The organism is Klebsiella sp. JB_Kp042, assembly GCF_040065275.1.
In the GTDB taxonomy this organism is placed as follows: domain Bacteria; phylum Pseudomonadota; class Gammaproteobacteria; order Enterobacterales; family Enterobacteriaceae; genus Klebsiella; species Klebsiella quasipneumoniae.
In genome coordinates, this window is the sequence record NZ_JBEAJL010000043.1 from 1 (window position 1) to 13063 (window position 13063).

Consider the following 13063-nt stretch of genomic DNA (forward strand, 5'->3'; position numbering starts at 1 on the left):
AAGCAAAAACCCGCCTTTTGGGCGGGTTCTTTAAATAGTGGTGCCCGGACTCGGACTAACGCCGTAGGCGTTGAACAGCGCGCGTGTCGCGCTGGCCCCGAAGGGGTGAGCCGCTGTGCGGCGAATAATCGAACGCAGTTCGATGGAGAGTCCGGATGCAGAAAAGCAAAAACCCGCCTTTTGGGCGGGTTCTTTAAATAGTGGTGCCCGGACTCGGAATCGAACCAAGGACACGGGGATTTTCAATCCCCTGCTCTACCGACTGAGCTATCCGGGCAACGGGGCGCATTAAACCGTAATCGCCGCGCCTCGTCAACGAAATTTATCTGTTTTGCAGCAGACTGAACAATCTATCACCACATTGCGCTAAAAGCACGCGTCTTCAGGCAAAAAACAGCGTCCAGGCCGCTGAAATCGGCATCGCCAGCACCAGCGCAGGCAGCATATTCACCACGGCAAACATTTTTATTCCGCAGATGCGCAGCCCGGTGGCCACCAGCAGCATACCGCCGACGGCGCTGAAATCCGCCAGCATCATCGGCGTGGTGAGCGGCATAATGATCGCCGCGCAGGCCGCGAGGGTCAGCTGGATAAGCAGCATCGGCACGCTGATGGCGGCGACGGCAATGCCCAGGGTGCAGGCGAAAATGGTGGCGGTGAAAAAATCAAGAAACGCTTTGGCAATCAGAATGCTGGCGTCGCCGGTCATCCCTTCGCGCATGGCGCCGAAGACGCCGGTGCCGCTGGCGCAGAACAGGACGATAATCGCCACATAGCTCTGAATATAGGAGTCATGCGCCGAGGCCTTTTTCTTACCCTTCGATGACAGCAACTGCTGAAGCTGACTGACCAGCGTATTTATGCCTTTTTCCATATTGCATATTTCGCCGAGCAGCGTTCCCACCAGGGTCGACAGCACCATCACCGGCAGATTGGCGCATTTAATCACCAGTAAAATACCGATGCCTAATGACGCCAGGCCAAAAATTGAGGTCATGGATGTGCGGATCCGTTCCGGCAACCGCTGGCTGAGTAAGGCGCCTAACACGCCGCCGACCAGCACCGCGCTGGCATTAATAAAAGGTCCTGTAACCACGCTGACTCCTGTTAAATATCCCTGATAACCGATTGATTATGACGTTAACCCGCCGTGAAAGCTTGTGTATCCGTGATATAAGTGCATACGGTTTTCATCTTGCGCCTGTCAGGGAAAGGTGCCATGATTGCGCGAATTTTCTCCTCCCTGATATGAGGCCGCCGATGACGACACTGCCATTACCTCGCCAGCGACGCCGCGCACAGATGCGTGGGCTGCCTCATCTTGCTACGCTTACCCCTTCGTTCACCATGCGGTGAAGGACACGTATGCTCACTGTAGGGCAACAGTAAGATCGGACGCGTCTGCTTTTACTGATGTCCGGCGGTCGGAGCTGAATCCGTCAGACCCGGACACATCGTTGGGCAAGGTTTTCCTTGTCTGAGATTTTTACACTCCCGATACGGGCATTTGCGCTTATGAAATCCATGCACATTGCCGCCAGCTGCGAGCTGGTCACCCGCTTGTCCACCCACCGCCGCGTTGTGGCGCTGGACAGTACCGATTTTACCGATGTGGCGGCAGTCGTCATCACCGCGGCGGACAGTCGCAGCGGTATCCTTGCCCTCCTCAGGCGTAGCGGATTTAACCTGCCGGTCTACCTGCTGAGCGAGACGGCGGTCGATAAGCCGGAGGGGGTACAGGCGGTGATCGCCGGTAAAGATCAGGAGTGGCTCGAGCTGGAAGCGGCGGCCTGCGATTATGAAGCGCGTCTGCTGCCGCTGTTTTTCAATACGCTGACCCAGTACGTCGAAATGGATAACAGCACTTTTGCCTGTCCGGGACACCAGCACGGGGCCTTTTTCAAAAAGCATCCCGCAGGCCGTCAGTTCTATGACTTTTTTGGCGAAAACGTCTTTCGCGCCGATATGTGTAACGCCGATGTAAAATTAGGCGATCTGCTGATCCACGAAGGGTCGGCCAAGCATGCGCAGAAGTTCGCCGCGAAGGTCTTTAATGCGGATAAAACCTACTTCGTCCTTAACGGCACCTCGGCGGCCAACAAAGTCGTGACCAACGCGCTGTTGACCCGCGGCGATCTGGTGCTGTTCGATCGCAACAACCACAAGTCAAACCATCACGGGGCGCTGATTCAGGCTGGAGCGACGCCTGTCTATCTTGAAGCCGCGCGCAATCCGTTCGGCTTTATCGGCGGTATTGACGAGCGCTGCTTTGATGAGCGCTACCTGCGGGATCTCATCCGTGAAGCGGCGCCAGAGAAAGCCACGGCCGCTCGCCCGTTTCGTCTGGCGGTGATCCAGCTCGGAACCTATGACGGCACGGTCTATAACGCCCGCCAGGTGGTCGATAAAATCGGCCACCTCTGCGATTACATCCTGTTCGACTCGGCGTGGGTGGGCTATGAGCAGTTTATCCCGATGATGGCCGACTGTTCGCCGCTGCTGCTGGAGCTGACGCCGGACGATCCGGGCATTTTTGTCACCCAGTCCGTTCACAAGCAGCAGGCCGGTTTCTCGCAGACGTCGCAGATCCATAAAAAGGATAACCATTTGCGCGGCCAGGCGCGCTTCTGTCCGCACAAGCGGCTGAATAACGCCTTTATGCTGCATGCCTCTACCAGCCCGTTTTATCCGCTGTTCGCCGCACTGGACGTCAACGCCAAAATCCACGAAGGCGAGAGCGGCCGCCGCCTGTGGGCCGAATGCGTGGCGCTGGGCATCGAGGCGCGCAAAGCGATCATCGCCAATTGCAAGATGATCCAGCCTTTTATTCCGCCGATAGTGGCGGGGCGCCCGTGGCAGGATCACCCGACTGAGGCGATCGCCCGGGAGCGCCGTTTCTTCAGCTTCGAACCGGGCGCGCGCTGGCATGGCTTCGAGGGCTATGCCGACGACCAGTATTTTGTCGACCCGTGCAAGCTGTTGTTGACCACCCCGGGCATCGACGCGGAGAGCGGAGAGTACAGTGAGTTCGGCATCCCGGCGACCATTCTGGCGCATTACCTGCGGGAAAACGGCATTGTGCCGGAGAAGTGCGATCTCAACTCGATTCTGTTCCTGCTGACGCCGGCGGAAAGCGCCGAAAAAATGGCGCAGCTGGTGGCGATGCTGGGGCAGTTTGAACAGCATATTGAAGCGGATACGCCGCTGGCCGATGTGTTGCCGACCATCTACAACAAATATCCGGTGCGTTATCGCGACTATACCCTGCGCGAACTGTGCCAGGAGATGCACGATCTGTACGTCAGCTTTGACGTGAAGAGCCTGCAAAAAGAGATGTTCCGTAAACAGAGCTTCCCGCGGGTGGTGATGAATCCCCAGGATGCCAACCGCGAATTTATCCGCGGCGACGTGGAGCTGGTGCGTCTGAGCGAGGCGGAGGGCCGCGTCGCGGCGGAAGGGGCGCTGCCGTATCCGCCGGGGGTATTATGCGTGGTGCCCGGTGAGGTCTGGGGGGGCGCTGTGCTGCGCTATTTCCTCGCGCTGGAGGAGGGGGTCAATATGCTGCCGGGCTTCTCGCCGGAGCTGCAGGGAGTCTATAGCGAGACGGATCCGGACGGCATTAAGCGGCTGTATGGCTACGTGTTGAAGGGATAAAAAAACGCCCCGCCGAACAGGCGGGGCGTTTTACTTTTGCCGATCACGCGCTCTGCTGCGCGGCGGTCGGCTGTCTGACGTGTTTGTATTTGAACAGCGCCACGAAGGCAAAAGCCAGCGCCAGCGAATAGCCGGCGAAAATCAGCCACACGCTCTGCCAGTTAGTGATCCCTTCGACGGTAAAGTGCTCCACCACTTTGCCGCTCACCATGCCACCGAGAATACAGCCGAAGCCGTTGGTCATCATCAGGAACATCCCCTGGGCGCTGGCGCGGATTTCCGGGCGCACCTCTTTCTCAACGAACACTGAACCGGAGATGTTGAAGAAGTCGAAGGCGCAACCGTAGACGATCATCGACAGTACCAGCAGCACGGTGCCAAACGGCGTCGGGTCGCCAAAGGCGAACAGGCCGAAGCGCAGCATCCACGCCACGATACTCATCAGCATGACGTTCTTAATGCCGTAGCGGCTGAGGAAGAACGGGATGGTCAGGATAAACAGGGTCTCGGAGATCTGCGAGATCGACATCAGCACCGAGGCGTGTTCGACGATAAAGCTGCCGGCAAACAGCGGATCTTTATCGAAGCTGTGCAGGAAGGTATTACCGAACATGTTGGTGATTTGCAGCTCGGCGCCGAGCATCATCGAAAAGATAAAGAAGATGGCCATGCGCTTGTTTTTAAACAGCGCGAAAGCGTTAAGCCCCAGCATCTCCGTCCAGCTTTGATTACGCTGGGCGTTAGCCACCGGGATCGTCGGCAGCGTCAGGGTGAACAGCGCCAGCAATACCGACAACGTCGCACCGATGTACAACTGCATATGGCTCAGCTCAAAGCCGGAGAAGCTGACGCCCCACATGGCGAAGATAAAGCCGATAGTGCCCCAGATACGGATCGGCGGAAAATCGGTAACGATATCCAGCCCCGCCGACTGCAGGCGATAGTAAGAGATGGTGTTAATCAGCCCCAGCGTCGGCATATAGGCCAGCGAGTTGAGGAGGATCACGAGGAACATTTCGCCCGGCGTGGTGACCTGCGCCGCCAGATACAGCGTCAGCGCACCCACCAGGTGACAAACGGCATACACCCATTTGGCGCTAATCCACTTATCGGCGACGATGCCGAGCAGCGTCGGCATCAGCACCGCGGCGATACCGAGCGAGCTATAAACCGCGCCGATTGCTGCGCCGTCAAACTTCAGGGTGACAAACATGTATGAGCCAAGCGTGGTAAGCCAGCTCCCCCAAAGACAGAACTGCAGGAACGACAGTATTTTGAGCTGCAGCTTAAGATTCATGTAGTTATCCTCACGAATGTGGGCTTGTTATGTTTTTAAAATAACATTAAACCCGTTATTTTGATGCGATTCTATCATTCGCCAACCGAAGGCTTCTGTTAACTGCCGCAGAAAACCGAAAGATATTGCACCGTATGGCGCAGAAAAACGCGGCCTCAGCGCGGGGCTGAGGCCGGTGTCAGGAGGGGGGTTATTTACGGCGGTAGCTTTTCTGCGCCGTGTTAACTTTATACAGATAGCGGCGCGATTCCGCCGAAGGATGGCGGGTGGTCAGGGTCTGGTAGACGTCCCCTGGCGCCATGCTGTTGATGATATTGGCCGCCTGGACTTTATCGCTGGAGAAGACCCGCAGTACGCTGCCGGCGCCGCCGTTATAGGCGGTGATCACCGCGTAGCGACGCGAGGTGGGGTTATCGATGCCGGCGAGGTAGACATTGTTCAGCATCGCCAGGTAGGCGGTACCGGTGTCAATGTTATTCGCCGGGTCGAACAGATAGCTGCGGCTTGGCAGGCCCGATTTACCCTGGGAACGGAAGACGTCTCTGCCGGCGCTGTGCTGGACCACCTGCATCAGCCCCATGGCGTCGGCATGGCTGACCGCATAAGGGTTAAAGGAGGATTCGGTCTGCATAATCGCGAGGATCAGCGACTCATCAACCCCATACTTACGCGAAGCCTGACGCACCATGCCGAGGTATTTATGCGCACGTTTGTCGAGGTGGTTCGGCACCAGGTTGATGGTGATGCTGTAGACCACGCGCAGGCCGTTGTTGCGGCTCTTCAGGCGGGTTTGCAGCAGATAGTCGGCAAAGCGCGCGGCGCGCCACTCCCAGCGAATCGATGCCCCGGTGTTATCCACCACCTGGCCATAGAGGAACGGCTCTTTGGAGATCTGAATGTCATCGACATCGGAATAGAGGTCGATGGAGTTGGGGTCATCGCCCATCAGCAGGGTTTTGACGATCGCCTGGCGCAGTCGTCCGCGCGGATCGGTGCCGGCGATGGTCTCGACGGTGATCGTCCCTTCATCGAAGTTGATGTGGCTGCGGGTTTGATACTGGTCGGTGTATTTGACGTAGTCCTTCGGCCCGGCGAGCAGGACTTCGTTGTACCCCCAAATGTTCTCGATGTTGTGGGCAAACTGGCCCATCAGGATATCAAAACCGTTGGTATCCTTGACCCAGGCCTCGTTGTATTCGGCGCCTTTTTTATTGGAGCTGGAACACGAAACGAGCAACGGCGCAATCAGCGCGAGCGCTAAGTATTTTTTCATCATTCCGGGCGTGCGTGTTGTGTTTGTTTTTAAAAGGCCGCAGGGCCCTTACTGTTTTTCCGGCGGCGTATAGCCTTCGATGTGCACGTCTTTCCCTTCAAACAGGAACTGCACCATCTCCTGCTCCAGCAGCTTGCGGTGCTCCGGGTTCATCATGCTGAGCTTTTTCTCGTTGATCAGCATGGTCTGCTTGTGCTGCCACTGCGCCCAGGCTTCTTTGGAGATTTCGTTGTAAATGCGCTTCCCGAGTTCGCCCGGATACAGCTGAAAATCCTGGCCGTCCGCTTCACGCTGCAGGAAGGTACAAAAAATGGTTCTGCTCATAATCAATCCTCTTTGATAGCCGAAAATTTATACCGGCGTTCCGGCTTTTAACTGTTGCAACAAACGCTCCACGGGGGCCGCCAGACCGACCGACGGCGGCTGCGCTAAGTTATACCAGAGTGCGTTGCCTTCATCCATGCATGCGCCAGATGAGTGCACTGTAAGCCACATCGGCACAATATCCAGATGGAAATGGCTGAAAGTGTGGCGAAAAGCGGTGAGCTGCGTCAGATTATCGGCCTTAATCTGGCGCTGTGCCAGCCACTCGCGCAGGCCCGCTTCGTCGGCAAACTGCGGAAAACAGAACAATCCGCCCCACAGGCCCACCGGCGGACGCTGGGCGAGAAACACCTCGTCGCCGTGCTGCATCAGCAGGAAATAGCCGGTGCGTTCCGGAATGGTCTGCTTCGGTTTTTTGCCCGGATATTCTGCCCATGAATGATTGGCGTAGGCCACGCAGCCGTTGCTCAGCGGGCACAGTTCGCACTTCGGCTTCGAGCGGGTGCAGACCATCGCCCCGAGGTCCATCATCGCCTGGTTAAAGCGCTCCACGCCCTTCGCCGGCGTGACCGCTTCGCTGATCTCCCACAGCCGTTTTTCCACCTCTTTTTTCCCCGGCCAGCCGCTGACAGCATAGCAGCGGGCGAGCACGCGCTTCACGTTGCCGTCGAGAATCGGATAATGCTGACCGAGCGAAAGGGATAAAATGGCCCCCGCCGTTGAGCGCCCGACGCCGGGAAGCGCTGCCACTTCGTCAAAAGTTTGCGGGAATTCGCCGCCGTGCTGCGCCGCCACCTGCTGCGCCGCTTTGTGTAAGTTGCGCGCCCGCGCGTAGTAACCCAGTCCGGTCCACAGATGCAGCACCTCATCCAGCGGCGCGTTGGCGAGATCGACCACCGTGGGGAAACGCGCCATAAAGCGTTCAAAATACGGGATAACCGTGGTCACCTGGGTTTGTTGCAACATCACTTCGGAGAGCCATACTTTGTAGGGCGTCTTGGCGATTTGCCAGGGCAGGGTTTTACGCCCGTATTTGTCGTACCAGTCCAGGACCTGGGCTGAAAATTGCGTGGCGAGAAAAGTCAAAGCTACGGCTCCGGGATCGCGATTACAGGGTGGCAGATTGCAGCACAAGGCCGAGTGGCTGTAAACCCTTGCATCCGCCGGGTAACTTTGGATAATGCCCGTTTTCCGAACACTTTCACTAGCAGACCTAACTTTTATGAAAAACGACGTCATCTCTCCGGAATTTGATGAAAACGGCCGTCCGCTGCGCCGTATTCGTAGCTTCGTCCGTCGCCAGGGCCGCCTGACGAAAGGGCAGCAGCATGCGCTGGATAACATTTGGCCGGTGATGGGCGTTGAATTCAACGATGCGCCGCTCGATTTCGCCGCCCTGTTTGGCCGCGAAGCGCCGGTCACCCTCGAAATTGGCTTCGGGATGGGCGCCTCGCTGGTGGCGATGGCAAAAGCCAAACCGGAACAGAATTTCCTCGGCATCGAAGTACACTCCCCGGGCGTCGGCGCCTGTCTGGCCTCGGCCGAAGAAGAAGGTGTGCAAAACCTGCGCGTGATGTGTCACGATGCGGTGGAAGTGCTGCACACTATGATTCCGGATAACTCGCTGAATATGGTGCAGCTGTTTTTCCCTGACCCGTGGCACAAAGCGCGCCATAATAAACGTCGTATCGTGCAGCCGCCTTTCGCCGAGCTGGTGAAAAGTAAACTGAAGCTCGGCGGCGTCTTCCATATGGCGACCGACTGGGAAGCCTATGCCGTCCATATGCTGGAAGTGATGTCCTCGCTGGAAGGGTACCGTAACCAGTCGGCAAGCAACGATTACGTACCGCGCCCGGAATCGCGCCCGGTAACCAAATTTGAACAGCGTGGCCATCGTCTCGGCCACGGCGTATGGGACTTAATGTTCGAGAGGGTGAAATAATGGCCAAGAATCGTAGCCGTCGTCTGCGGAAAAAAATGCATATCGACGAGTTTCAGGAGTTAGGCTTCTCCGTCGCCTGGCGTTTCCCGGAAGGGACCAGCGAAGAACAGATCGACCAGACGGTCAACGATCTGATCGAAGAGGTGATTGAGCCGAACAAGCTGGCCTTTGACGGCAGCGGCTATCTCTCCTGGGAGGGGCTGATCTGCATGCAGGAGATCGGTAAATGTACCGAAGAGCATCAGGCTATCGTGCGCCAATGGCTGGAAGCGCGTAAGTTAGAGGATGTGCGCACCAGCGAACTTTTTGACGTCTGGTGGGACTAAGTTTGACAAGGGTCGGCAACTGCCGGCCCGTTTTGTCTTAAGGGAGTTTTATGATGCGTAAAACGCTGCTGGCGGTGGCGCTCTCCGTCACCGCTTTGTCTGCCCATGCAGACTACCAGTGTAGCGTCACGCCGCGTGACGATGTGATCCTCACCCCGCAGCAGGTCCAGGTGAAAGGGGAAAATGGCAATCTGGTGATCAAACCGGACGGTAACCTGACCTTTAACGGCAAGGCCTATGCCCTCAGCGCCGCCCAGCGCGAGCAGGCCCAGGATTATCAGGCCGGTCTGCGCAGCAGCCTGCCGTGGATTGACGAAGGCGCGCGTTCGCGAGTCGAAAAAGGCCGCAAGGCGCTGGATAAAATCATTACCGAACAGGTCGGCGCCGACAGCAGTATGCACGGTCGTCTGACTAAGCTGGACGCGCAGCTGAAAGAACAGATGAACCGCATTATTGAGCGCCGCAGCGATGGCCTGACCTTCCACTATAAAGCCATCGACCAGGTGCGCGCCGACGGCCAGCAGCTGGTGAATCAGGCGATGGGCGGCATTCTGCAGGACAGCATTAACGAGATGGGGGCGAAAGCGGTGCTCAAAGGCGGCGGCAACCCGCTGCAGGGCATTCTCGGCAGCCTCGGCGGTCTGCAAACCGCGATTCAGGACGAGTGGAAAAACCAGGAGGCCGATTTCCAGCAGTTTGGTAAAGACGTCTGCAGCCGAGTGGTCTCCCTTGAGGACAGCCGCAAAGCGCTGGTGGGCTCGTTAAAGTAAGTTACATCCCGCTACCTGCGTCCGCAGGTAGCAAAATCAGATTTCATTTATCCTGCCTGCGGTGGCGAACGCCTTATGATGCCTGCTGTATTCATAAAAGGAATTTGCTGATGAAAGAGGCATGGAAAACGCTCACCGTCCTGATGATCGCTTCCCCTTGTTACGTGCTGGCGGATGCCAACACGCCAACAGACGACGTGGTGAAAAAGCAGTTTGCTGAACAGACTGGCGGGATTATGCGCTTGCAACGTGTGACGCTAAAGCAGCTCGACGCCAGGGGAAATCAGGCGACCTATATGCTGGAAGGCGATATGGCCGCCGCGGAAGATCTCTATATTTGCGTCGGCGTCGCGGGAGATTACTTTTTTTATGAGCGAGTCTGGACCAGGGGGCGGCCGGTAAAATTCTCCGCCATGATGACCTCGGTAGGGACCAAAGACTCCGGCTGGCAGACCGAATTCTTTTCGCTGCAAATGGCGGCGAAGAGGGGCGGGAGAACCTTGAAGGAAATCGGCGGGGATGAAAGTAAAAACCTGATCGTTAATGACCACAAATTTATAGCGCAATTTGCCAAAATTAACGCCAGCTTTGCCGCCAGCAAAGCCACGATGAAGACGTTGCAAGGGCAACAGGATGCGCTGAAAACCGAGATCGCCGCGTTAGAGGAGCAGATTAACCGTTCATGGGGTACGGATGCGAACGGCAAGCCGCTCGATCGCAGCGACGTGCAGCAGGCGATTCTGGAAAAAATGTATGAAGTAGATCGGCAAAACGATCCGCTGAAATTCGAGAATCATTACTACAAAACTATCTATGAACCCGCCCTGACCGCCTGTCAGAAAAAAGCGGTTTGCGATGCCGGGCCGCTGCGCGCCGAGCGCGATGCTGTGCTGAATGAGCAGAAGCGTAACTATTATCGCCAGCATAAAGAGATGAGTGAAAATATCAAAGCGGAGATGGCCGCGCGCGATAAAAAGATAGCGCCGCTGCAGAAGCAAAAAGGCGAACTGAGCGCTCAGCTGATGGCGCTGGAGATACGCTATCGGGATTTGGCTCGCGACGAAAAATACTGGCAGGAGGGGCTGGAGAAGATGCGCCGCGACGGGGTCCTTAAGTAGCCGAATCAGGTTCGGAATGGCCCGGCTGCGCCTGGCGGGTATAGGCTTGTCGGATGACACAATGTTCTGATATTGAAGATTTTTGCCTGACGGGCAGGGCGCTAAGCGCCGCCCGGGCAGAAGCGTTAGCACGGGGCTAACGCTCGTTTTTCCTCAGGGAGGAGAGCCCCTTCTCCTGGGCAAAACCCTACATCAGCCCCAGCAGCTGTGGAATAAACAGCGAGATCGGCGGGATATAAACAATCATCATCAGCGCGATCAGCAGGGCGGCGTAGAACGGCAGCAACGGTTTGATGAGCTGCTGAATTTTCACTCCTGAAATGGAGCAGCCGACAAACAGCGCGCTGCCTACCGGTGGGGTCAGCAGGCCGATGCACAGGTTAGCGACCATCATGATGCCGAAATGAACCGGGTTCATGCCCAAATCCTCAGCAATGGGCAGAAATATCGGCGTGAAAATCAGCACCGCAGGGGTCATATCCATAAAAATGCCGACGATTAGCAGCACGATATTTATCAACAGCAGGATCACCACCGGGTTTTCCGACACCCCCATTAGCGCATCGCTTATCATGTAGGGAATGTCGGCGTTAGTCATCGCCCACGACATGCCCACCGAAAAGCCAATCAGCAGCAGCACAATAGAGGTCATGACTACCGATTCCAGAATCAGCTTCGGCAGATCGCGCCACTTCACTTCCCGATAGATCAGTACCGACAGGATAAAGGTGTAGACCACGGCGATGGCAGAGGCTTCCGTCGCGGTAAAAATGCCGCCAAGGATCCCGCCCATCACAATGATGACCAGCAGCAGGCTGGGCAGAGCATCGAAAAAGGCCTTTGCCGCCTGGGCGCAGGTCGGCCGTTCGGAAACCGGATAGCCGCGGCGTTTAGCGATGCAGCCGCAGACCAGCATAATAGCCAGGCCCATCAGGATGCCCGGCAAATAGCCGGCCATAAACAGCGAGGCCACCGAGACGCCGCCTGCGGTCAGGGAAAAGACGATCAGGACGTTTGACGGCGGAATAAGCAGACCCGTGATGCAGGATGAGACGTTTACCGCTGTGGAAAAGGTCGGATCGTAGCCTTTCTGCGTCTGAATGGGATTCAGCGTCCCGCCTACCGCCGCGGCGGCGGCGACGGCTGAACCGGAAATCGAGCCGAACATCATATTGGCCAGCACGTTGACGTGGCCTAGAGAGCCCGGCACGCGTCCGACCATCACCTGGGCCAGATTGATTAAACGTATGGCAATCCCGCCGCTGTTCATCAGGGTTCCGGCAAAGATAAAAAAGGGGATAGCCAGCAGCGCGAAGTTATCAAGCCCGTTCGCCAGGCGTTGAGACACGGTAATCACCGCGATATCCCAGGGAAACATCAGCAGCATCGAACCAACGGTAGCGATACCGATGGCGAAGGAGATGGGAACGCCAATAAAAACCAGAATAAAGAAAGCGCCAAACAGCGTCAGTGCAATATAGCTATCCATGAGTTGCTCCTTATTCTGCATGTTTGATGTTTTTCAGGCCGTTACTGATAAAACACAATGCGTAAAACATCATCATGAAGCCGGTGAGCGGCAGGATCAGATACACGTAGCCCATGGGGATCTGCATCGCGGCTGAGACCTGGGCGGTCGACAGCGTTTTTGCAATCAGTTTTACGCCGCCGGTCACAATCACTGCGCCGGCAAACAGCAGGATCAGCAGGTTAATGATGACGCTGAAAAGCGCCTGCCTGCGGGGAGAGAGCGTCATGGTGAGTAAATCAATCGCCAGATGACGCTGGGCGCCGACGGTATAGGCCGCGCCCAGTAGCCCGACCCAGATCATTAAGAAGCGCGCCAGCTCGTCGGTCAGGGTGCTTGGCTGGTTGAGCACGTAGCGGCTGAATACCTGCCAGACGACGCAGACAACCAGCGCAATCATTACAGCGACAGAGAAGGCGGCGATGGTGCGGTCCACCGCCAGCTTAATGCGGTTAAGTATCATCGTTGATGTCCTGGTGCAAACGGGCCAGCGGCCGGCCCGTTAAAGGTTATTCCGCGGCAGCTTCAAATTTGGCCAGCAGGGCGGCCTGGCTGGGATCTTTTTTAAAGTCATCGTATAGCGGCTGCACGGCGGCGCGGAACGGCGCTTTATCTACTTTGACTATTTCTCCGCCCAGGGCTTTGGCCTGCGCGCGGGTATCGGCATCGATCTTCCGCCACAGCTGTTGCTGATAAATCTCTGAGGCTTTCGCCGCTTTGATCAGAATGTGCTGCTGATCCGGCGTCAGCTTGTCCCAGGTTTTGCTGGAGATAACGAGCTTTGTTGAATAAATCGAACTTTTGCTGAGTTGAAGGATCAGATCACGCATC

General features: G+C 56.7%; 12 protein-coding genes, 1 tRNA gene and 1 pseudogene. 5 read left to right on the plus strand and 9 right to left on the minus strand.

Annotated features, from left to right (window positions below):
• Positions 1-201: 201 nt before the first annotated feature.
• Positions 202-277 (minus strand) — tRNA-Phe (locus ABLV54_RS12335).
• Positions 278-382: 105 nt separating this feature from the next.
• Positions 383-1096 (minus strand): DUF554 domain-containing protein, encoded by a 714-nt coding sequence (locus tag ABLV54_RS12340; protein WP_023291007.1) that lies wholly within the window; start codon positions 1094-1096, stop codon positions 383-385.
• Positions 1097-1515: 419 nt separating this feature from the next.
• On the opposite strand from ABLV54_RS12340, the gene ABLV54_RS12345 reads away from it, so the two are divergent.
• Positions 1516-3654: an ornithine decarboxylase gene (locus ABLV54_RS12345; RefSeq protein ID WP_050533742.1), complete on the plus strand. Its 2139-nt coding sequence runs from the start codon at positions 1516-1518 to the stop codon at positions 3652-3654.
• A gap of 43 nt (positions 3655-3697) precedes the next feature.
• Here ABLV54_RS12345 and ABLV54_RS12350 read toward each other — a convergent pair whose 3' ends face one another.
• The 4 genes from ABLV54_RS12350 to mutY form a co-directional block, all read right to left on the minus strand.
• Positions 3698-4951: a nucleoside permease gene (locus ABLV54_RS12350; protein WP_023291005.1), complete on the minus strand. Its 1254-nt coding sequence runs from the start codon at positions 4949-4951 to the stop codon at positions 3698-3700.
• A 190-nt stretch (positions 4952-5141) separates the two neighbouring features.
• Complete coding sequence (gene mltC, locus ABLV54_RS12355) at positions 5142-6224, minus strand: membrane-bound lytic murein transglycosylase MltC (RefSeq protein ID WP_002916629.1); 1083 nt, start codon at positions 6222-6224, stop codon at positions 5142-5144.
• A gap of 48 nt (positions 6225-6272) precedes the next feature.
• Positions 6273-6548 (minus strand): oxidative damage protection protein, encoded by a 276-nt coding sequence (locus ABLV54_RS12360; RefSeq protein WP_004105744.1) that lies wholly within the window; start codon positions 6546-6548, stop codon positions 6273-6275.
• Positions 6549-6575: 27 nt separating this feature from the next.
• A complete protein-coding gene (gene mutY / locus ABLV54_RS12365; RefSeq protein WP_023291004.1) occupies positions 6576-7634 on the minus strand; it encodes an A/G-specific adenine glycosylase in 1059 nt (352 codons plus the stop codon).
• 136 nt (positions 7635-7770) lie between these two features.
• Between mutY and trmB the strand changes: the two genes are divergently transcribed.
• The 4 genes from trmB to ABLV54_RS12385 all read left to right on the plus strand — a co-directional run bounded on the left by trmB (position 7771) and on the right by ABLV54_RS12385 (position 10704).
• Positions 7771-8490 carry a tRNA (guanosine(46)-N7)-methyltransferase TrmB gene (gene trmB / locus ABLV54_RS12370; protein WP_004205192.1) on the plus strand — a complete coding sequence of 240 codons (720 nt, stop codon included), beginning with the start codon at positions 7771-7773 and terminating at the stop codon, positions 8488-8490.
• Positions 8490-8816, plus strand: coding sequence for a YggL family protein (locus ABLV54_RS12375; protein ID WP_023291003.1), 327 nt, complete (start codon positions 8490-8492; stop codon positions 8814-8816). The genes trmB and ABLV54_RS12375 overlap by 1 nt, the downstream gene beginning before the upstream one ends.
• Positions 8817-8866: 50 nt before the next feature.
• Positions 8867-9586 carry a DUF2884 domain-containing protein gene (locus tag ABLV54_RS12380; RefSeq protein WP_032428990.1) on the plus strand — a complete coding sequence of 240 codons (720 nt, stop codon included), beginning with the start codon at positions 8867-8869 and terminating at the stop codon, positions 9584-9586.
• 110 nt (positions 9587-9696) lie between these two features.
• The gene (locus ABLV54_RS12385) at positions 9697-10704 is read left to right on the plus strand and encodes a DUF1202 family protein (RefSeq protein WP_050533743.1); all 1008 of its coding nucleotides are present in this window, start codon (positions 9697-9699) and stop codon (positions 10702-10704) included.
• Between the two features lie 187 nt (positions 10705-10891).
• Here the strand turns inward: ABLV54_RS12385 and ABLV54_RS12390 are convergent, their stop codons facing one another.
• The 3 genes and pseudogenes from ABLV54_RS12390 to ABLV54_RS12400 form a co-directional block, all read right to left on the minus strand.
• Positions 10892-12193 carry a TRAP transporter large permease subunit gene (locus tag ABLV54_RS12390; protein ID WP_050533744.1) on the minus strand — a complete coding sequence of 434 codons (1302 nt, stop codon included), beginning with the start codon at positions 12191-12193 and terminating at the stop codon, positions 10892-10894.
• Between the two features lie 10 nt (positions 12194-12203).
• On the minus strand, positions 12204-12695 hold the full coding sequence (locus ABLV54_RS12395) for a TRAP transporter small permease (protein ID WP_048298272.1): 492 nt from the start codon (positions 12693-12695) through the stop codon (positions 12204-12206).
• Between the two features lie 46 nt (positions 12696-12741).
• Positions 12742-13063, minus strand: a pseudogene (locus ABLV54_RS12400) (TRAP transporter substrate-binding protein); the annotation flags it as partial.

What these genes read in the sequence shown, in the direction of transcription:
- ABLV54_RS12345 (WP_050533742.1), top strand. Translation starts at nt 1,516, where the DNA reads ATGAAATCCATGCACATTGCCGCCAGCTGCGAGCTGGTCACCCGCTTG.
- ABLV54_RS12350 (WP_023291005.1), bottom strand. Translation starts at nt 4,951, where the DNA reads ATGAATCTTAAGCTGCAGCTCAAAATACTGTCGTTCCTGCAGTTCTGT.
- mltC (WP_002916629.1), bottom strand. Translation starts at nt 6,224, where the DNA reads ATGAAAAAATACTTAGCGCTCGCGCTGATTGCGCCGTTGCTCGTTTCG.
- ABLV54_RS12360 (WP_004105744.1), bottom strand. Translation starts at nt 6,548, where the DNA reads ATGAGCAGAACCATTTTTTGTACCTTCCTGCAGCGTGAAGCGGACGGC.
- trmB (WP_004205192.1), top strand. Translation starts at nt 7,771, where the DNA reads ATGAAAAACGACGTCATCTCTCCGGAATTTGATGAAAACGGCCGTCCG.
- ABLV54_RS12375 (WP_023291003.1), top strand. Translation starts at nt 8,490, where the DNA reads ATGGCCAAGAATCGTAGCCGTCGTCTGCGGAAAAAAATGCATATCGAC.
- ABLV54_RS12380 (WP_032428990.1), top strand. Translation starts at nt 8,867, where the DNA reads ATGATGCGTAAAACGCTGCTGGCGGTGGCGCTCTCCGTCACCGCTTTG.
- ABLV54_RS12385 (WP_050533743.1), top strand. Translation starts at nt 9,697, where the DNA reads ATGAAAGAGGCATGGAAAACGCTCACCGTCCTGATGATCGCTTCCCCT.
- ABLV54_RS12390 (WP_050533744.1), bottom strand. Translation starts at nt 12,193, where the DNA reads ATGGATAGCTATATTGCACTGACGCTGTTTGGCGCTTTCTTTATTCTG.
- ABLV54_RS12395 (WP_048298272.1), bottom strand. Translation starts at nt 12,695, where the DNA reads ATGATACTTAACCGCATTAAGCTGGCGGTGGACCGCACCATCGCCGCC.